The following is a 17,526-nucleotide window of genomic DNA, read 5'->3' on the forward strand; positions in this document are numbered from 1 at the left end:
TAATAGATTATGAAAAAAGTTTTAATAACAGGAGCCGCCGGATTTTTAGGTTCACATTTATGCGACCGCTTTATTAAAGAAGGTTACCATGTTATTGGGATGGATAATTTTATTACCGGTGAGAAAAAAAACCTCGCACACTTAGAAAGCCATTCTAATTTCGAATTTATTGAACATGATATCACTGAGTTTGTAAATATCGAAGGTGAATTAGATTATATTCTTCATTTTGCTTCGCCTGCAAGTCCAATTGATTATTTAAAAATTCCTATTCAAACCCTAAAAGTAGGCGCTTTAGGAACACATAATTTATTAGGCTTAGCGAAAGCAAAAAATGCTAGAATGTTGATTGCTTCAACTTCTGAAGTTTATGGTGACCCTCTAGTACACCCACAAACCGAAGGCTATTACGGTAACGTGAATACCATAGGGCCTCGGGGAGTTTATGATGAAGCCAAACGTTTCCAAGAGTCTATTACCATGGCTTATCATCGTTTTCATGGTTTAGAAACCCGTATTGTGCGTATATTTAACACCTACGGACCAAGAATGCGACTCAACGACGGACGTGTAATTCCGGCTTTTATGGGACAAGCCCTGAGAGGGGAAGATTTAACCGTGTTTGGTGACGGTTCTCAAACCAGATCATTCTGCTATGTAGAGGATCAAGTAGAAGGTATCTATAGATTGCTTTTAAGTGATTACGCCAAACCTGTAAACATTGGAAATCCGCACGAAATTACCATTAGTGATTTTGCTGAGGAAATTATAAAACTAACAGGAACGACTCAAAAGGTGATTTACAAAGATTTACCAGTTGATGACCCCATGCAAAGACAACCTGACATTACTTTAGCTAAAGAAATATTAGGTTGGGAGCCTAAAGTAGGTCGTGAAGAAGGTATGAAAGAAACGTTTGAATATTTTAAAGATTTGTCACAAAACGAGTTACATAAAAGCGAACACAAAGATTTTAAAAAACATATAAAAAAATAAGTGGATTACAAAAAAGGGAGATATTCTAGTTTAATAAAGCCACTTTTTGGTTTTATAGATTTAGTCATCATAAATATTGCGGTGTTTTATTTTCAAATAAACTTAAGCAATGTGTATGTTTTCTGTGTCTATATATCATTACTATGGGTTGTTATCGCTTTAAAGAATAATTTTTATGAAATACAGCGTCAAACACGACTCATTCAAATACTACCTTTACTTTTTAAGCAAATTATCTTTTTTGCAATTGTACTTTATGCTTTTATAGGGTTTTTCAAGCAGCCTAATATCAGTCGTTTAGAGCTAGGTATGTATTTGATTGCTGTGTTTTTGGTAGTTTCATTATTTAAAATATTTTCTACTTTTTTACTGAAAAAATATAGAGCGGTTTTAGGTGGGAATACTAGAAACGTTATTGTTATTGGTAATAATGATAAAACTAGGCAACTTATAAAAACCTTTAAAAGTCGTTCTGATTATGGCTATAATTTTAAAATGAAATTTAGTGTAGACGATAAATCTTTTTCTTTAGAAAAATGTTACCACTATATTATTGAAAACAATATTGATGAAATTTATTTTTCAGTTTCTGAGTTATCAAATAAGCAAATTAACAGTTTAAGAGATTTTGCCGATAATAACCTTAGAGAATTAAAGTTCATTCCTGATAATAAGGATATTTACTCTAAACGTCTTAAATATGAATATTACGACTATATTCCGATATTATCCATAAGGGATATTCCATTGCAAGAACCCGTCAATAAATTTTTAAAACGATTGTTTGATATTTTATTCTCATCATTTATTATAATAGGTGTTCTTTCATGGTTAACTCCGATTTTGGCTATCTTAATCAGACTAGAATCGAAAGGTCCCATCTTTTTTAAACAATCTAGAAATGGGTTCAATTATAAAGAGTTCGATTGTTATAAGTTTCGCTCGATGATGCCAAATGAAAACGCACATTTGCACCAAGCCACCAAAAATGACATGAGAATAACTAAAGTTGGCGCTTTTATTAGAAAAACGAGTATTGATGAGTTGCCTCAATTTTTTAACGTGTTGTTTGGAGAAATGTCGGTTGTAGGACCACGTCCGCACATGGTGAGTCACACCAATATGTATGCCGAGCGTATTGATAAATTCATGGTACGTCATTTTGTTAAGCCTGGAATTACTGGATTAGCACAAACAAGCGGCTTTAGAGGAGAAATAGAAACGGATAAAGATATCATTAACCGCGTAAAATATGATATTTTCTATATTGAAAACTGGTCTTTATTGCTGGATATTAAAATTTCTATCCAAACGTTTTTAAATGCGGTAAAAGGTGAAGAAAAAGCCTATTAATAATTTATAGTTACAATGGAAGCTTTGGTTACTGTAATTACGCCTATGCATGATTCTGAAGCTTATATTTCAGAATCTATAAACAGCGTCCTTAATCAAAGTTATAAAAATTGGGAGCTTATCCTTATTGATGATTATTCTCAAGACAAAACACTAAAAATCATTCAGCCTTTAATTGAGCCCTACTCCAACATTAAACTTTTTAAGAATTCGAAGAATTTAGGTGCAGCAATTTCAAGAAATAGAGGAATCGAAGCTGCTAAAGGCGATTATATCGCATTTTTAGATGCCGATGATTTATGGAAACCTAACAAACTAGAGGTTCAAATTGAGTTTATGAAAACCCACGATTGTGACGTATGTTTTTCAAGTTACGATTTTATAGATGTGCTTGGTAATTCATTAGATAAAACGTCTCATGCCTTAAAGGAATTAAGTTACAACAAGCTTTTGAAAAGTAATTACATTGGAAATTTAACCGGCGTATACCATGCAAAACGGCTCGGTAAAATAGCATCACCCAATTTAAGAAAACGACAAGATTGGTTGCTCTGGTTAACCGCTATCAAAAAATCAGGAAAACCGGCCTTAGGGATATCAGAATCTTTAGCGTATTACCGTGTACGTGATGATTCCATGTCTTCTAATAAATTGGAATTAATTAAACATAATTATTGGGTGTATCAAAAAGGATTGGGCTTTTCAAAATTAAAATCGTACTACTGGATGCTTGTATTTTTAAAAGAACACTTTTTAGTAAAATCTAAACAGATTCGCTCTACAAAAAAGAGGTAAATTGCTTCAGTTTTCCACGATTAGAACGGTTTAAACACGTTTTTTGTTCAAAAATAATTTTAAGATTAGCTTCCAAATAGGTTTCAATAGCTTTTTCAATTGCTTCTATTTTTCCTTCGGAAAGCGTTTTTTCACTCACGTAACTAATTTTAAAAGCATCTAATTTGAGTTGTTCAATGACAAACTCTTTTACGGCACTTTTATCTTCAATAATTGTTTTAGTTACATAGTAAAACGTTAATCCAGCGGCAGTTTTTCCGCTAGGGAGTTGTACTAAATCACTTGTTCTTCCGTGAAGGCTCTTTAAAATAGGTTTTTCAGGCGTGCTCGATTCAGATAGAGCGCCCAGATCCCCTAAATCGTATCGGATGAATGGATGCGCTTTGTTATAAAGCGAGGTAATTACAATGCGTCCAATTTCTCCATAAGGTAAAACATTGTTATTATCATCTAAAATTTCAACAAATAGATCTTCATTGTTGATTTGCCATTCATCTTTTTTATTCTGAAAAGCAATAAGTCCTAGTTCTGCGGCACCGTATTCATTGATAATTGAAATTCCAAATTGTGCTTCTAACAATGCTTTATCCGATTCAAAAAGCATTTCCGAAGTGACTATACAGGCCTTAAGTGAAGGACAAATTGTTTTTAAAACTATGTTTTTCTTTTTAAGAAATTTAGCAAACAGAACAATGGCACTAGTATAACCGTTTATGTAGTCAAATGGAGTACTTTTAAATATCTCTAAGTTTTTTTCTAACTGTTTATCACTCAAATCAAAAACAGAAAACCGAAACCGATTACTAAGGCGATCCTTCAAACGCTCTTTGTAATATCCCTTTTTATCCAATGGAATACCATAAAAACGTGCCTGTTTGGAAGTGTGTAGATCAAGATTAAACCAATTGTATCGATTAATAAAATTGGCCCAAATTAAAGCATGGCAAAATTTGTCTTTAGCAAAAAGAAAAGGAGTTCCAGACGAACCAGACGTTTTATTGATGTAGATGTTCTTTTTCCAGAATCCTTCGGAAAGTCTATCCTTTAAAGGCTGCTGTAAATCGCCCTTAGTCATGATAGGAAGTGCATTCCAGTCGGTATAATTTTCAGCATTTACAAAAGATTTATAAAAGGCATTGTTTTTTAAATGGTAGTTTACAATGTCCTGCTTTTTGGCATGAATATACGCGTCATAATCAACGGCAATCGCTTCTTGAATGGTTTCAAGCATACGAGAGGCCTTTTTTAAAGGAAATCCATTGATTTGTAAAGAAAACTTAAATAAATTCATATGCGTGAAACCAAAAAACAAAGCTAAAGATAAATCCGATTTTTTAAGTTTTTAAAGTAAAAAATAAGAAAAAAAGGGAGGGCTTTACGTTGCTAATTCTAAAAAGCCCTTATTTTTGCAATCATATAATTAAAGCTATTCTCATACATTTGAGAATCTAAAAAACAACACAATGAATATCTTAATTCTTGGTTCTGGCGGAAGAGAACATACTTTTGCTTGGAAAATTGCTCAAAGTCCGAAATGTGAAAATCTATTTGTAGCCCCTGGAAATTCAGGAACTGCAGAAATAGCCACTAATGTAAATATTGGTGTTACCGATTTTCCGGCGATTAAAACTTTGGTTTTAGAGCACAACATTGATATGGTTGTGGTGGGGCCTGAAGATCCTTTAGTACAAGGCGTTCACGATTTTTTCTTAAACGATGAGGCTATAAAACATGTATCGGTTATCGGACCACAAAAAGTGGCTGCAGAGTTAGAAGGAAGTAAAGAATTTGCGAAAGAGTTTTTATACCGCCATAACATCCCAACAGCGGCTTATGAAAGTTTTACAGCAGAAACCGTTGAAAAAGGCTATGCTTTTTTAGAGACACTTAATGCACCATACGTACTGAAAGCAGACGGACTAGCTGCTGGAAAAGGTGTGGTTATTCTTAATGATTTAGATGAAGCCAAAGCAGAGCTTAAAAGCATGTTGGTGGATGCTAAATTTGGTGAAGCGAGCACGAAAGTGGTTATTGAAGAGTTTTTAGATGGTATCGAATTAAGTTGTTTTGTTTTAACAGATGGTGAAAACTACAAAATTTTACCTACGGCTAAGGATTACAAACGTATTGGTGAAGGTGATACAGGCCTAAATACAGGTGGTATGGGAGCGGTTTCTCCAGTACCTTTTGCGACTGATGAATTTTTAAATAAAATTGAAGAGCGTATCGTGAAACCTACCATTAGCGGTTTCAAAAAAGATAACCTGCCTTACGTCGGTTTTGTTTTTATCGGATTAATAAAAGTAGGAGACGATCCTAAAGTTATTGAATATAATGTGCGTATGGGCGACCCAGAAACTGAGGTTGTTTTACCAAGATTAAAGAATGATTTTGTTGAAATTCTTCAAGCTATGGCTAACGGAACTCTAGATAAAATTAATATTGAAATTGACGAGCGTGCAGCAACTACCATCATGTTAGTGTCTGGAGGTTATCCAGAGGCTTATGAAAAAGGCAAGGAAATTACAGGTGTAAATACTATTGAAGGTTCTATCCCGTTTCACGCAGGCGCTGTACTTAAAGATGGAAAAATAGTGACTTCTGGCGGACGAGTAATGGCGATTACATCATACGGTGATACCTACCAAGAGGCCATAAAAAAATCTTATCTAAATATAGAAAAACTACATTTTGATAAGATGAATTATAGAAAAGATATAGGTTTCGATTTAAATTAATCGAAACTTATATTTTTTATAAGTATGAGTGAGAAGAAACGCTTTTGTCTTCTTCGTTGTTATCATTGAATCCTTTTAATTGGATCATCCAATATACCATGGCAACAAAACCAATGATGATAAAAATCCAAGACATTAGGTTTGCTAAAAACCAATTTTCAAGCTCTAAAGCTCTAATAGCGTCTAAAGGTTTTAAAAGAACGTTCACAAATAAATCTTGTATCGCGTAGAAGAAATCTTTCATGTTGATTTTATTTATTGGGGTTAAACCCTGTATAGTTAGTATATTTACGAAGCAAAAATACAAAAACAGTTAATGTTAACAAGCTTTTTTAATAAATCTAGACCAATAAATTTCATTATTGTATTTTTCATTACGCTTTTGGCTTTTGCCATCCCGCGGTTAAATGTACAATTCGATACTTTAGAAGTTATAGATATTGTGAAGCAAGTAGCTATGCTTTTAACTATTTACGCGTCTATTTTACTCATAAACTTCATTGCAAATAAGAATAGTTTAACCGAGACCAATCATTTTGAAATTTTACTTTTCAGCTTATTTCTGCTGTTTTTACCGCAAACAACAAACTATGGAAAAGTGATTTTTTCTAATTTTTTTGTACTTCTTGGTTTGCGGCGTATTATAAGTTTACGATCTCAAAAGGAAGTTAAAAAGAAGCTTTTTGATGCTGCTTTTTGGATTGCCATTGCAGCTTTGTTTTATTTTTGGTCTATCTTGTTTTTTGCCTTAATCATCTTATCATTAGCCTTATATACCGATAATAATTTAAGGCATTGGGTGATTCCGTTTTTAGGTGTTTTTGCTGTAGTTTTAATTGGTTCTGCAACTTCGGTTGTGGTATATGACAGTTATTTTGAGATTTTTAATCTGTCGTCTATAAAATTAAGTTACGACTTTAGTCCGTATAATTCACTTACCTATTTAATTGCTATTACACTACTCGTTTCATTTGGAGTTTGGTCTTCATTTTACTATTTAAAGAATATTAAAAAGAAGAAAAAAGTATTTCGAGTTTCTTTTAAAACCATTGTACTCGCAGCAATTATTGGGTTTTTAATAGTCATTCTAGCTCCTGAAAAAAACGGTAGTGAATTTTTATTCGTATTCATGCCTTTGGCTATCATTTTAGCAAGTTATATCGAAATCATTCAGGAAAAATGGTTTAAAGAGATCTTTTTAGCGGTGCTTATTTTAGTGCCTTTTATTCTCTTATTGTTGTAATTTATTACCGAAAGCTAAATCGCCAGCATCACCTAAACCAGGAACAATGTAACCTTTCTCGTTAAGCTGATCGTCAATAGTTCCAATCCATAAGTTTACTTGTTTATCAAAGTGTTTTTGTATAAATGTAATACCAGGTTTCGCGCCAATTACACTTACTATATGAATTTCTTTAGGGGTTCCAAAAGCTTTTAGGGCTTCAAAAGTGGCCACCATCGATTGCCCTGTAGCGAGCATCGGGTCGGCTAAAATTAGGGTTTTATTTTCCAGGCTCGGGCAAGCCAAATACTCCACTACAATTTCGAAGCTTTCTGGATTTTCTTTATGTTGTCGGTATGCCGAAATGAAGGCGTTTTCAGCTTTGTCAAAATAGTTTAACAAACCATTATGTAAAGGAATTCCAGCTCGTAAAATGGAACACAAAACAATATCATTTTTTGGGAGTTTTGAAGTGTGTACACCTAAAGGCGTTTGAATGGCTTCAGATTCATAAATTAAACGTTTGCTCATCTCATAAGCGAGTATTTCACCAATACGTTCAATATTTCGTCTAAAACGCATAGAATCCTTTTGAATATCTACAGATCTTAGTTCTGAAAGAAAGCTATTTAATATGGAATTTTCCTTTGATAGATTATGAATTTTCATGGCTTCAAATTAGGTATTCAATAGTAAAGTTAGTGAATTATAAGTATCTTTGCATTTTAAAATTTGAGACTATGTTTACAGATAAAGCAAATGCTATTTTTCAAGAAGTTATCGAGAAGTACCACGTTATAAATACAGTAGATCAACCTTTTGAAAACGCCTACCCAGAAAGCGATTTGTTGGAGCATTTATTATATAGAAAATGTTGGATTGATACCGTGCAATGGCATTATGAAGATATTATTCGCGATCCACAAATAGATCCTGTGGCTGCCTTGACTTTAAAGCGTCAAATTGATGCTTCAAACCAAGATAGAACAGATATGGTAGAGTATATTGACAGCTATTTTTTAGAAAAATATAAAGATGCCAATGTCAAGGAAAACGCAACTATTAATACCGAAAGTCCTGCTTGGGGTGTGGATAGATTGTCAATTTTAGCTTTGAAGGTATACCACATGAATGAAGAAGCGACTCGTGATGACGCTTCAGCGGAACACAAAGCAGCTTGTCAGACAAAATTAGACGTTTTATTGGAACAACGTGTAGATTTATCAACAGCTATCGATACGCTTTTAAACGATATTGAAAAAGGAGATAAATACATGAAAGTGTATAAACAAATGAAAATGTATAATGACGACGAGTTAAATCCAGTACTTCGTTCACAAAAATAATGCATTGAAAACTTATTTTCTTTGGCTGTCGGTTTGAGCTTGTCGAAGACCCTTTCAACTGAAATATCATGCCAAATTCAAAACATATATTAGTGATACGTCTCTCAGCAATGGGGGACGTTGCTATGTCTGTACCTGTGGTACGGGCACTTATTGAGCAATATCCGGAAGTTAAGATTACTATTTTAACACGCGGTTTTTTCAAACCGTTTTTCAGAGGTATTCCGCGTGTTACTGTTTTTTCTGCTGAAGTGAAAGGCGATCATAAAGGGGTATTCGGACTCTATAAATTGGCTCAAGCGTTGAATAAAAATAATTTTTATGCCGTTGCCGATTTACACCATGTTTTAAGAAGTAAAATCTTAAAACTGTTTTTAAGCTCTAAACGTTTTATTGCTTTAGATAAGGGTCGTGAAGGCAAACGTGCTTTAATTTCAGGAGAAAAATTTGAGCCTTTAAAAACGACACATCAGCGTTATGTTGATGTCTTTGAGAAATTAGGTTTTCCTATAGATTTATCAAATCCAACGTTCCCAGAGCGTGTTGTTTTAAATGAAGGCTTACTAGAATTATTAGGAAGAGATTCTAAAAAGTGGATTGGTATTGCGCCTTTTGCAGCACATCAAGGCAAGGTTTATCCTTTAGATTTGATGAAGCAAGTTGTAGAAAAACTAACGGCCGATTATAATGTTATTTTATTTGGAGGAAAGGAAGATCGTGAAGCGCTAAGCGCATTTGAAAACACGGTAAATCTTGCTGGTAAATTATCTTTTGATGAAGAATTGGATATCATCTCAAATCTCGATATCATGCTTTCTATGGATTCAGGAAATGCGCATCTAGCAGCGATGTTAGGTGTAAAAGTCATTACCATTTGGGGGGTTACACATCCGTTTGCAGGCTTCGCACCTTTTAATCAGCCAAAAGATCATGCGCTTTGCGCCGATAGAGCTCAGTTTCCAAAGGTGCCAACTTCCGTTTACGGAAATAAATACCCAGAAGGTTATGAAAAAGCCGCAGGTAGTATCGCTCCCGAAGTTGTATTGGCTAAAATAAATAAGGTGTTGGCTTCAGATAAGAGCTGATATGGTCATAGAAGACAGGTTAGGTTCTCGACTCCGCTCGAACACCGTTTAAAGTCATGTGAATTTAAAACTACTTAACTCCTAGACTTTTCTCTAACTCCTCTACTACTTAACGACTCTCTAACTCCTTGACTACTTCTAACTCCTCTACTACTTTAACTCCTCCACTTCTTACACATCATCAAAATCAACAGCAATAGTTGGCGTCGTTGGATGCGCCTGACAAGTAAGAATTAAACCTTCAGCCACTTCGCTTTCAGTCAGAATATTGTTTTGTCTCATAGTGGCTTCACCTTCAGTAATACGTGCTAAACAGCTGCTACAAATACCACCTTGACAAGAATATGGCGCGTCTAAATCTTCATCTAGAGCGGCTTCAAGAATGGTTTGTTTTTGCGACATATCAAAAGTGGTCGTTTCATCATCAACGGTAACTGTAATTTTAGAAGTTCCTGTTTCAACCACTTCAGCTTTAACTTCCGCAGGTTTTGCCGCTTTAAAAAGTTCGTAGTGAATGCGTTCAGTTTCAGTGTTATGATCAGTTAAAACATCTTTAACGGCATGTATCATCGCTTCTGGTCCGCAAAGGTAATACGCATCAATTACAACATCTTTATGCTCATTCTTAATCACATAATTTACCGTGCTTTTTTCAATACGTCCGAAAATAGCATCTTCTTCGTCTTGCTGACTAAAAACAAACTGAATCGTAAAACGTTCTTTATAGGCATGCTGTAGCTCTAAAAGTTCGTTTAAAAACATCGTGTCATCAGTCGTTTTGTTTCCGTAAACTAAAATGACTTTGCTGTTTACTTCTTCTTCCAAAGCACATTTTATAATACTTAAAACAGGTGTGATGCCACTCCCGGCAGCAAAAGCCGCAATGTTTTTAGTTTTAGAATCGTTAGGTTCAAAGACAAAACGTCCTTTTGGTGGCGCAACTTCTAAGGAGTCTCCAACTTTTAAAGTGCTATTGGCGTAGGCTGAAAACGTTCCGTCTTCAACTTCCTTAATCGCTACTTTTAATTCGCCACTTTTTGGAGAAACGCAAAGTGAATAATCACGACGCACTTCATTGCCGTCAATTTCAGTTTTTAAAGTGATGTATTGTCCAGCTTTAAAAGCGAAAGTGTCTTTAAGGTTTTCAGGAATATTAAAAGAGATACTTATCGCTTTTGAAGTTTCTCTAGTTATATTTTTTACTGAAAGTTTATGAAATGATGCCATGCGAATTAATTTTTAGCAAAAATAGTGAAGCCTTTAAAATTTAGAATGTTTTTTTAGGAAAATAATATGTACGAATATTATGTATATTTGATTCGTGTGATCTAATCATATGATGTAGCAAAAACTTCTTTAGTGTAATTGCATTTCTGCTTTTTTAAAATTTTGAATATTTGCAAAGAACAAGCATGAATTAAAATCCTGTTAAAAATGAAAAAAATATTATTTGTATGTTTATTATTAGCCATGAGTTTTACACAAGCTCAGAACAAAGACGCCTATAAAAAAGACACAATTGAACTCATTAAATTAACAGGAGCTGGTTCAGCTTTTGATGCTGGAATAGAGCAATTAGGTGCCATGATTTCAGGAAAAAATAAAGCAGCTTATACTAAAGATGCAAAAGCTGAATTAGATAAGTTGTATGATGAGCTTTCCGATTTATATATGGAAGAATTTACGCAAGAAGAAATAAAGGAATTGTTAGCGTTTTATAATTCACCAATTGGAAAAAAATTCACGTCTAAGCAATTAGATTTGACTAAAAAAGGTGTAGAGTTAGGCAAAGGTTTTGCTGAAAAGGTGCAACGTTTGGCTCAAAAGTACCAATGGTAATGATAAATACTTTTTTAAATTTAGAGTGGAAGTCCTTTTTTAGGTCTGCTAGTTTTGGTAAGAGTTTAGGCTTAAAAATATTTATGGCTTTTATTGCCTTATATTTTATTGTAATCTTTTTAGGTCTTGGGGTGTCGGGCTATTTTGTTTTAACTGAAGAGTTTCCAGATAAAAACCCATTGTTGATTGCAAATAATTATTTGTTTTATTGGATTTTAGGTGATTTGGTAGTTCGGTTTTTCTTTCAAAAATTACCAGTAATGTCCGTAAAACCACTGTTAACTTTACCAATTAAAAGGCGTAAAATTGTAAATTTTGTTTTAGGTAAGTCGGTATTTTCATTCTTTAATTTTTTACCCCTTTTTACCATAATACCTTTTGGAATTATTTTAATCGTGAAAGGAGGATTTGCTGCCGTTTCGGTTATTTCCTGGATGTTTGCTTTGTTTTTGGTAACACTGATTGTAAATTTTTTAAACTTCATTATCGAAAGTATAACCTCGGAAAACGAGCTATCTGCACTTCCTATAATTGCTATTTCAGGCGGTTTATTTGCTTTAGATTATTTCAATATTGTTTCACTTTCAAATGGTTTTGGATACGGCTTTACAGCTATTTTCGAGAATCCTGTTTTTATAGTGGTCCCTATTTTGGTTTTAGTAGGTTTATACCTGGTTAATTTTAAGATGCTGCGCCAAAAATTATTTTTAGATAATGGTCTGAAAAACAAGATTGAAGAGGTTGTGGTGTCTAATTTAGATTGGACGAATAATTTTGGAGATATCGCACCATTTTTACAATTAGATTTGAAGCTTATTTGGCGTAACAAAAGAACAAAATCTTCTGTTTGGATGCTGCTTTTAGGTTTGCTTTACGGTTTATTCTTTTACACGAATGACACGTATTTGGATATGCCTTCATTTTATATTTTCATTGGCGTGTTTTCAACGGGAAGTTTTTTAATGAATTTTGGTCAGTTTATTCCAGCCTGGGATGCCAGTTATTATAAACTATTAATGAGTCAGAATATAAAGTACGAGCAGTATTTAAAATCAAAATTCACTCTAATGGCCGCTAGTGTTGTTATTCTTTTTGTTCTTGGAATTCCCTACGTTTATTTTGGTTGGAAAATTCTTTTGGTTCATTTCGTTGCAGCAATTTATAATATTGGTGTAAACACACACGTCATGATTTATGGGGGTTCGTTCAATAGAAAAAAAATTGATTTGGATAAAAAAGCAGCTTTTAATTATCAAGGAACAGGAGCTATGCAATGGCTTATTGGTATTCCTTTACTTGTTGTGCCTATGGTTTTATTTGCGCTAATAAGCTATTTTACAAGTTTTGAAATGGCTTGTGCAGTTCTTGCTGCATTAGGGGTGATAGGTATTGTTTTTCATAAAAAAATCATGGAAGCCATCACAACTAAATATTTAAATGCTAAATACACAATGATTCATGCTTTCGAGCAAGACAACTAATTAAAATTATGATTAAAACTTCTAATTTATCAAAGAAATATTCTGGAAATCAGGTGTTAAATATAGAATCTTTAGAGATTCCTAAAGGTCAGAGTTTCGGTTTGGTGGGCAACAATGGCGCCGGAAAAACCACTTATTTCAGTTTGTTGCTCGATTTAATCCAGCCTACAACAGGTTTTATTATAAATAACGAAGTTCAAGTTAATGCGAGTGAAGCCTGGAAACCGTTTACGTCATCATTTATTGATGAAAGCTTCCTGATAGGTTATTTAACCCCCGAAGAATATTTTTATTTTATTGGTGAATTACGTGGGCAAAATAGAGCCGATGTAAACGCCTTACTGCTTCAGTTTAAAGATTTTTTTCATGATGAAATATTAGGGAAAAGGAAATATTTACGTGATTTAAGTAAAGGAAATCAGAAGAAAGTAGGTATTGTTGCCGCATTAATAGGTCATCCTGAAGTCATTATTTTAGATGAACCGTTTGCAAATTTAGATCCCACAACACAAATTAGGTTAAAAGGAATCATTAAAAATTTAGCCGAAACCAAAGGTGTTACGGTGTTAATTTCTAGTCATGATTTATTACATGTTACCGATGTTTGTGAGCGTATTGTTGTTTTAGAAAAAGGTGTAATTGTTAAAGATTTAGAAACCAATGCAGCCACACTAAAAGAGCTCGAGGCGCATTTTTCTGAAATAGTTTTGGTTTAGTTATTTGGGGTTTCGCTGAGTAACATGGCGTTTGCATAGATTCTACTGTTTACAAAATCTGTGTCTAAAAATCTAGCAATACTTTTTAGTTGAAGCCAATTTTATTGCATAGTGAAGTAATTCTGAGTATTCTCCACACAGTTCTGCGTTACATCGTACCACTGTGTTATAACCATTTTGTCACTTCATTATTTAGGTTAATTCAAAAAGTTGCTTATTTTTACCACTATATATAATAATAGCAAGTCTTTATAGTTATTATTTTAGACTAAAATAACCAACGTTGAACACATATTTTAAAGTCTTAGTAACTTGTGCCTTTTGTGCGTTATTCGCGTTAAGTTGTTCAAGAAAAAAAGACAAATTCATTAGTAGAAATTACCACGCCGTTACAGCCGAATACAATACGCTTTTTAACGGTTACAATGCTTTGGAAGCTGGTAAAACCACACTCAATGACTCTTATTTTGATAACTATTGGGAGGTACTCCCTGTAGAGCGTATGCAAATTTCGGAAGATATTCTACTTCCGGGGCAGACTAGAAATGAAAATTTTAACATAGCTGAAGAAAAGGCTGCTAAAGCCATACAAAAGCACGGAATGCATGTTGATGGCAAAGAAAAGAATCCGCAAATCGATGAGGCTTATCTTCTATTAGGAAAGGCTAGGTATTTCGATCAGCGTTTTATTCCAGCTTTAGAAGCATTCAATTATATTCTGTATAAATACGCGGCAAGCGATAAAATTAACCAAGCAAAAATCTGGCGTGAAAAAACTAATATGCGTTTAGATAATAATGAATTGGCTATTTTAAACTTAAAAAGGTTATTAAGACAGGCCGATATTGAAGGTCAGGATCTTGCCGATGCAACTTCTACTCTGGCTCAGGCTTACATAAATACAAAATCTATTGATACTGCCATAACGCAGTTAGAAATTGCAGCGCAGGCCACAAATAATCATGACGAACGTGGTCGTTACCGTATTATTCAAGGGCAATTGTATAACCAGTTAGGGTATAGAGATAGTGCAAATGTTGCTTTCGATAAGGTTATTTCACTAAATCGGAAAACACCTAGAATCTATCGGATAGCTGCACAACTTGGAAAAATAAATAATTTTGATCATGAAAATGGTAACAAGCTTGAAACAACCGAGATGCTTACCAAAATTGAAGAAAACAGAGAAAATCGCCCGTATTTAGATAAAATTTATCATCAAATCGGTCTTTATCATCAAAGGAATGGAAATGAATCGTTAGCCATTCGTTATTATAATAAATCGTTACGAACACAATCTAAAGACACCTATTTAAACTCGCGAAATTATGAGATATTAGGTGATATATTTTTTGATAATTCCGTCTATGCCAAGGCTGGTTTGTATTATGATAGTACCATGACTAATATGGTTTCTAATTCTAAGCCATTTCGTGTTATGAAAAGAAAACGCGATAATTTAGAAGATGTCATTTTGTATGAAGACATTGCTAAAGTGGATGATAGTATTATAAATTTAGTGAATATGCCGGAAGGCAATCGTAAGGTGTACTTTAATGAATACGTTGCAGAATTAAAACGTAAAGATGAAGAGGCTAAGGCGGAAGAAGAAGCTGTTAGGCGAAATACGGGTTTAGCAACGGTTAATAATCAGTTGAGCGGACAAGTGAGAACAGGAACGCCTGGACAAGCAGCTTTGTTTTATTTTTATAACCCTACAACGGTGGCTTACGGTAAGAATGAATTCGTAAAAACTTGGGGAGATAGAACCTTGGAAGACGATTGGCGTTGGTCTAGTCGAGGTGCGACAAGTACGGCGGCAATTATTGAACCTATTGATGTTTCAACTACTGCTTCAAATGAACAAAGATTTGATCCTGAATTTTATATTTCGCAAATTCCTTCCGACGAAAAAGTAATTGATAGTATTTCCAAAGAACGAAATTATGCCTACTACCAATTAGGTTTGATTTACAAGGAGAAATTTAGAGAGTATGAATTGTCTAAAGATAAGTTTCAAAATTTATTAGAAAGTAAGCCAGAAGAGCGTTTGGTGTTACCTTCAAAGTACAATTTGTATAAGATTTATGAATTGTTGGGTCAGAATGATGAAGCGGAAATAGCAAAAAACGATATTATTTTAAATTACCCTGATTCGCGATATGCGCATATTTTAGAACATCCAGAGCTGGTTTCCGAAGATGAAAATAGTCCGCAAAATTTATATGAAGCACTTTATATTCAGCATGAAAATCAAGAATACGAAGCCGTTATTTCAAAATGTGATGAATACATTAACCAGTTTGATGGCGATGCCATTGTTGCAAAATTTGAATTGCTGAAAGCAACAGCATCAGGTAGACTTTATGGCTTTGAGGCTTATAGTGAAGGTGTGAAACGTGTGGCCGTAACTTACGCAAATACCGAAGAAGGAAAGCAAGCTAAGCACATTGTAACAAATGTTTTACCTAAATTAGCCACGAAAGATTTTGTTGAGGCTGAAGACGGCGTTTCAGAAAATTATAAAGTTATTTTTAAGTTTAAGGATGCTGAAAGGGAAACGATTTCAAAGTTTAAAAAGACTTTAGATGAAGTTATTAAAAACATTCGTCATTATTATGTTTTGAAATCTTCAGTAGATGTCTATAATCCTAGCACCTCACTTGTAGTGGTACATGGTTTAACATCGAAGCAAGTGGCTGAAACATTCGACCAGATTTTACTCAGTAAAGACAAGAAAAAAATAAAAGCCCCTTATTTTGTAGTATCGTCTACAAATTATCAAATCATTCAAATTCATAAAAATTTGGAAGCGTATTTGAACCTCTACAATAATTAAAAATTAACCGATTATGTTCTCAGATAATAAAAAAGAAAAAAACATGGCAGAAAGTGGATCAAGTCAGAATTTAATAGCGCAAGGCACAAAAATAGTTGGAGACTTAAGTAGTGAAGGCGATTTTAGAATTGATGGCACGATTGAAGGCAATATTAAAACGACAGGGAAGGTAGTTGTTGGTAAAACAGGTTTAATAAAAGGCACCTTAGAAGGAACAGATGCTTACTTTGAGGGCGCTTTTTCAGGGAAATTAACCTTATCAGGAACATTAACTTTAAAATCTTCAGCTCAAATTGAAGGTGAGGTCGTTTCTGGAAAATTAGCTGTAGAGCCTGGAGCAACTTTTAACGTAACGTGTTCCATGAATGGAACGGGAGTAGGATCTAACCATGGACAACAAAAAGGGAAAACCGAAAAATCAGCTTAACAAGTATGTTAGGTTTACAACTATTGCGCTTCAAATGGGTTTAACAGTCTATTTAGGGAGTCTTTTAGGTGCGTGGGTAGATTCTAAAACAGGAAACACAAATCAGTTGTATTATAAAATAATAACATTGCTAGCAGTTTTTCTGGCAATGTTTTCTGTTATAAGACAAGTCCTTAACATTACCAATAACGATAAGAATGATTAAAAGAATACTCGTTTTTACATTAAGCATTCTTTTGCTTTTTGCTATTTCATATACTGCTCATAGTTATTTTATAAACGAAGCGATGGCTTTTGAATTATGGCAGGTGTATTTATTTCATGCTATTGCAGCCCTTGTGGTTTATATAAGTATAGAAGCTGTGTCGAGTATTGTTCCAGATCAGGCCGGATATGCTTATCTGGCACTTATGCTTTTAAAAATTGGCATATTTGTTTTTGTTTTTAAAAACCCAGTTTTTGAAAATGATGCTCTAACAAAGGTGGAAAGGTTAGCTTTAGTGCTGCCATTATTTCTGTTTTTAATTGCCGAAGTTATCGGAGTAGCCCGATTGTTAAATAATCAAAAACAGGTGCCTTAAGTAGAAAAATCATCATTTTTTTATATGTATAAACACTAAATAAAAAAAAGGGTTTGCCTTTTTAAATTATTGTGTACATTTGCACAAAATTTTAGAGAGCGTAATTTC

18 protein-coding genes are annotated in these 17,526 nt (G+C 33.8%); 14 read left to right on the forward strand and 4 right to left on the reverse strand.

Annotated elements, in window-relative coordinates:
• The first annotated feature begins 9 nt into the window (after nucleotides 1-9).
• From Q4566_RS06050 to Q4566_RS06060, 3 genes are read left to right on the forward strand one after another with little or no spacing between them, the layout of a single operon-like run.
• Entirely contained in the window at nucleotides 10-996 is a 987-nt protein-coding gene (locus tag Q4566_RS06050) for a UDP-glucuronic acid decarboxylase family protein (RefSeq protein ID WP_303419634.1), read from the forward strand.
• Nucleotides 997-2,349, forward strand: a complete 1,353-nt coding sequence (locus Q4566_RS06055; RefSeq protein ID WP_303419636.1) for an undecaprenyl-phosphate glucose phosphotransferase — start codon at nucleotides 997-999, stop codon at nucleotides 2,347-2,349.
• Nucleotides 2,350-2,364: 15 nt separating this feature from the next.
• Nucleotides 2,365-3,144, forward strand: coding sequence for a glycosyltransferase family 2 protein (locus Q4566_RS06060; RefSeq protein ID WP_303419638.1), 780 nt, complete (start codon nucleotides 2,365-2,367; stop codon nucleotides 3,142-3,144).
• Here the strand turns inward: Q4566_RS06060 and Q4566_RS06065 are convergent.
• Nucleotides 3,128-4,435, reverse strand: coding sequence for a phenylacetate--CoA ligase family protein (locus Q4566_RS06065; RefSeq protein ID WP_303419640.1), 1,308 nt, complete (start codon nucleotides 4,433-4,435; stop codon nucleotides 3,128-3,130). The two genes, Q4566_RS06060 and Q4566_RS06065, sit on opposite strands and share 17 nt — an antisense overlap.
• A gap of 172 nt (nucleotides 4,436-4,607) precedes the next feature.
• On the opposite strand from Q4566_RS06065, the gene purD reads away from it, so the two are divergent.
• Entirely contained in the window at nucleotides 4,608-5,882 is a 1,275-nt protein-coding gene (gene purD / locus Q4566_RS06070; protein WP_303419642.1) for a phosphoribosylamine--glycine ligase, read from the forward strand.
• 16 nt (nucleotides 5,883-5,898) lie between these two features.
• On the opposite strand, the gene Q4566_RS06075 is transcribed toward purD, so the two are convergent.
• Nucleotides 5,899-6,126 (reverse strand): DUF6341 family protein, encoded by a 228-nt coding sequence (locus tag Q4566_RS06075; RefSeq protein ID WP_216066417.1) that lies wholly within the window; start codon nucleotides 6,124-6,126, stop codon nucleotides 5,899-5,901.
• A 72-nt stretch (nucleotides 6,127-6,198) separates the two neighbouring features.
• On the opposite strand from Q4566_RS06075, the gene Q4566_RS06080 reads away from it, so the two are divergent.
• Nucleotides 6,199-7,125, forward strand: a complete 927-nt coding sequence (locus Q4566_RS06080; RefSeq protein ID WP_303419646.1) for a DUF6427 family protein — start codon at nucleotides 6,199-6,201, stop codon at nucleotides 7,123-7,125.
• Here Q4566_RS06080 and upp read toward each other — a convergent pair.
• Nucleotides 7,114-7,773 carry a uracil phosphoribosyltransferase gene (upp, locus tag Q4566_RS06085; protein ID WP_303419648.1) on the reverse strand — a complete coding sequence of 220 codons (660 nt, stop codon included), beginning with the start codon at nucleotides 7,771-7,773 and terminating at the stop codon, nucleotides 7,114-7,116. The genes Q4566_RS06080 and upp overlap by 12 nt on opposite strands.
• 71 nt (nucleotides 7,774-7,844) lie before the next feature.
• On the opposite strand from upp, the gene Q4566_RS06090 reads away from it, so the two are divergent.
• Nucleotides 7,845-8,450, forward strand: coding sequence for a DUF4254 domain-containing protein (locus Q4566_RS06090; RefSeq protein WP_303419650.1), 606 nt, complete (start codon nucleotides 7,845-7,847; stop codon nucleotides 8,448-8,450).
• 68 nt (nucleotides 8,451-8,518) lie between these two features.
• Nucleotides 8,519-9,535 carry a glycosyltransferase family 9 protein gene (locus Q4566_RS06095; RefSeq protein WP_303419652.1) on the forward strand — a complete coding sequence of 339 codons (1,017 nt, stop codon included), beginning with the start codon at nucleotides 8,519-8,521 and terminating at the stop codon, nucleotides 9,533-9,535.
• A gap of 171 nt (nucleotides 9,536-9,706) precedes the next feature.
• On the opposite strand, the gene Q4566_RS06100 is transcribed toward Q4566_RS06095, so the two are convergent.
• Entirely contained in the window at nucleotides 9,707-10,762 is a 1,056-nt protein-coding gene (locus Q4566_RS06100) for a ferredoxin--NADP reductase (protein WP_303419654.1), read from the reverse strand.
• 207 nt (nucleotides 10,763-10,969) lie between these two features.
• On the opposite strand from Q4566_RS06100, the gene Q4566_RS06105 reads away from it, so the two are divergent.
• The 7 genes from Q4566_RS06105 (at nucleotide 10,970) to Q4566_RS06135 (ending at nucleotide 17,418) form a co-directional block, all read left to right on the forward strand.
• Nucleotides 10,970-11,374 carry a DUF2059 domain-containing protein gene (locus tag Q4566_RS06105; RefSeq protein ID WP_303419656.1) on the forward strand — a complete coding sequence of 135 codons (405 nt, stop codon included), beginning with the start codon at nucleotides 10,970-10,972 and terminating at the stop codon, nucleotides 11,372-11,374.
• Entirely contained in the window at nucleotides 11,374-12,855 is a 1,482-nt protein-coding gene (locus Q4566_RS06110; protein ID WP_303419657.1) for a DUF5687 family protein, read from the forward strand. Before Q4566_RS06105 ends, Q4566_RS06110 begins: the two co-directional genes overlap by 1 nt.
• A gap of 8 nt (nucleotides 12,856-12,863) precedes the next feature.
• Complete coding sequence (locus Q4566_RS06115; RefSeq protein WP_303419659.1) at nucleotides 12,864-13,571, forward strand: ABC transporter ATP-binding protein; 708 nt, start codon at nucleotides 12,864-12,866, stop codon at nucleotides 13,569-13,571.
• Between the two features lie 283 nt (nucleotides 13,572-13,854).
• Nucleotides 13,855-16,410 (forward strand): hypothetical protein, encoded by a 2,556-nt coding sequence (locus Q4566_RS06120; protein ID WP_303419661.1) that lies wholly within the window; start codon nucleotides 13,855-13,857, stop codon nucleotides 16,408-16,410.
• Between the two features lie 13 nt (nucleotides 16,411-16,423).
• Nucleotides 16,424-16,837: a polymer-forming cytoskeletal protein gene (locus tag Q4566_RS06125; RefSeq protein WP_303419663.1), complete on the forward strand. Its 414-nt coding sequence runs from the start codon at nucleotides 16,424-16,426 to the stop codon at nucleotides 16,835-16,837.
• Nucleotides 16,800-17,042: an AtpZ/AtpI family protein gene (locus Q4566_RS06130; protein ID WP_303419665.1), complete on the forward strand. Its 243-nt coding sequence runs from the start codon at nucleotides 16,800-16,802 to the stop codon at nucleotides 17,040-17,042. Before Q4566_RS06125 ends, Q4566_RS06130 begins: the two co-directional genes overlap by 38 nt.
• Nucleotides 17,035-17,418, forward strand: a complete 384-nt coding sequence (locus Q4566_RS06135) for a DUF6168 family protein (protein ID WP_303419666.1) — start codon at nucleotides 17,035-17,037, stop codon at nucleotides 17,416-17,418. The genes Q4566_RS06130 and Q4566_RS06135 overlap by 8 nt, the downstream gene beginning before the upstream one ends.
• Nucleotides 17,419-17,526: the final 108 nt, after the last annotated feature.

Origin of the sequence: Tamlana sp. 2_MG-2023 (assembly GCF_030548465.1) — a bacterium.
Classification (GTDB): domain Bacteria; phylum Bacteroidota; class Bacteroidia; order Flavobacteriales; family Flavobacteriaceae; genus Pseudotamlana.

Coding starts and splice junctions, on each gene's coding strand:
- upp (WP_303419648.1), bottom strand. CDS start 7,773: ATGAAAATTCATAATCTATCAAAGGAAAATTCCATATTAAATAGCTTT.
- Q4566_RS06080 (WP_303419646.1), top strand. CDS start 6,199: ATGTTAACAAGCTTTTTTAATAAATCTAGACCAATAAATTTCATTATT.
- Q4566_RS06050 (WP_303419634.1), top strand. CDS start 10: ATGAAAAAAGTTTTAATAACAGGAGCCGCCGGATTTTTAGGTTCACAT.
- Q4566_RS06065 (WP_303419640.1), bottom strand. CDS start 4,435: ATGAATTTATTTAAGTTTTCTTTACAAATCAATGGATTTCCTTTAAAA.
- Q4566_RS06100 (WP_303419654.1), bottom strand. CDS start 10,762: ATGGCATCATTTCATAAACTTTCAGTAAAAAATATAACTAGAGAAACT.
- Q4566_RS06090 (WP_303419650.1), top strand. CDS start 7,845: ATGTTTACAGATAAAGCAAATGCTATTTTTCAAGAAGTTATCGAGAAG.
- Q4566_RS06095 (WP_303419652.1), top strand. CDS start 8,519: ATGCCAAATTCAAAACATATATTAGTGATACGTCTCTCAGCAATGGGG.
- Q4566_RS06110 (WP_303419657.1), top strand. CDS start 11,374: ATGATAAATACTTTTTTAAATTTAGAGTGGAAGTCCTTTTTTAGGTCT.
- Q4566_RS06115 (WP_303419659.1), top strand. CDS start 12,864: ATGATTAAAACTTCTAATTTATCAAAGAAATATTCTGGAAATCAGGTG.
- Q4566_RS06130 (WP_303419665.1), top strand. CDS start 16,800: ATGGACAACAAAAAGGGAAAACCGAAAAATCAGCTTAACAAGTATGTT.
- Q4566_RS06105 (WP_303419656.1), top strand. CDS start 10,970: ATGAAAAAAATATTATTTGTATGTTTATTATTAGCCATGAGTTTTACA.
- purD (WP_303419642.1), top strand. CDS start 4,608: ATGAATATCTTAATTCTTGGTTCTGGCGGAAGAGAACATACTTTTGCT.
- Q4566_RS06135 (WP_303419666.1), top strand. CDS start 17,035: ATGATTAAAAGAATACTCGTTTTTACATTAAGCATTCTTTTGCTTTTT.
- Q4566_RS06075 (WP_216066417.1), bottom strand. CDS start 6,126: ATGAAAGATTTCTTCTACGCGATACAAGATTTATTTGTGAACGTTCTT.
- Q4566_RS06060 (WP_303419638.1), top strand. CDS start 2,365: ATGGAAGCTTTGGTTACTGTAATTACGCCTATGCATGATTCTGAAGCT.
- Q4566_RS06125 (WP_303419663.1), top strand. CDS start 16,424: ATGTTCTCAGATAATAAAAAAGAAAAAAACATGGCAGAAAGTGGATCA.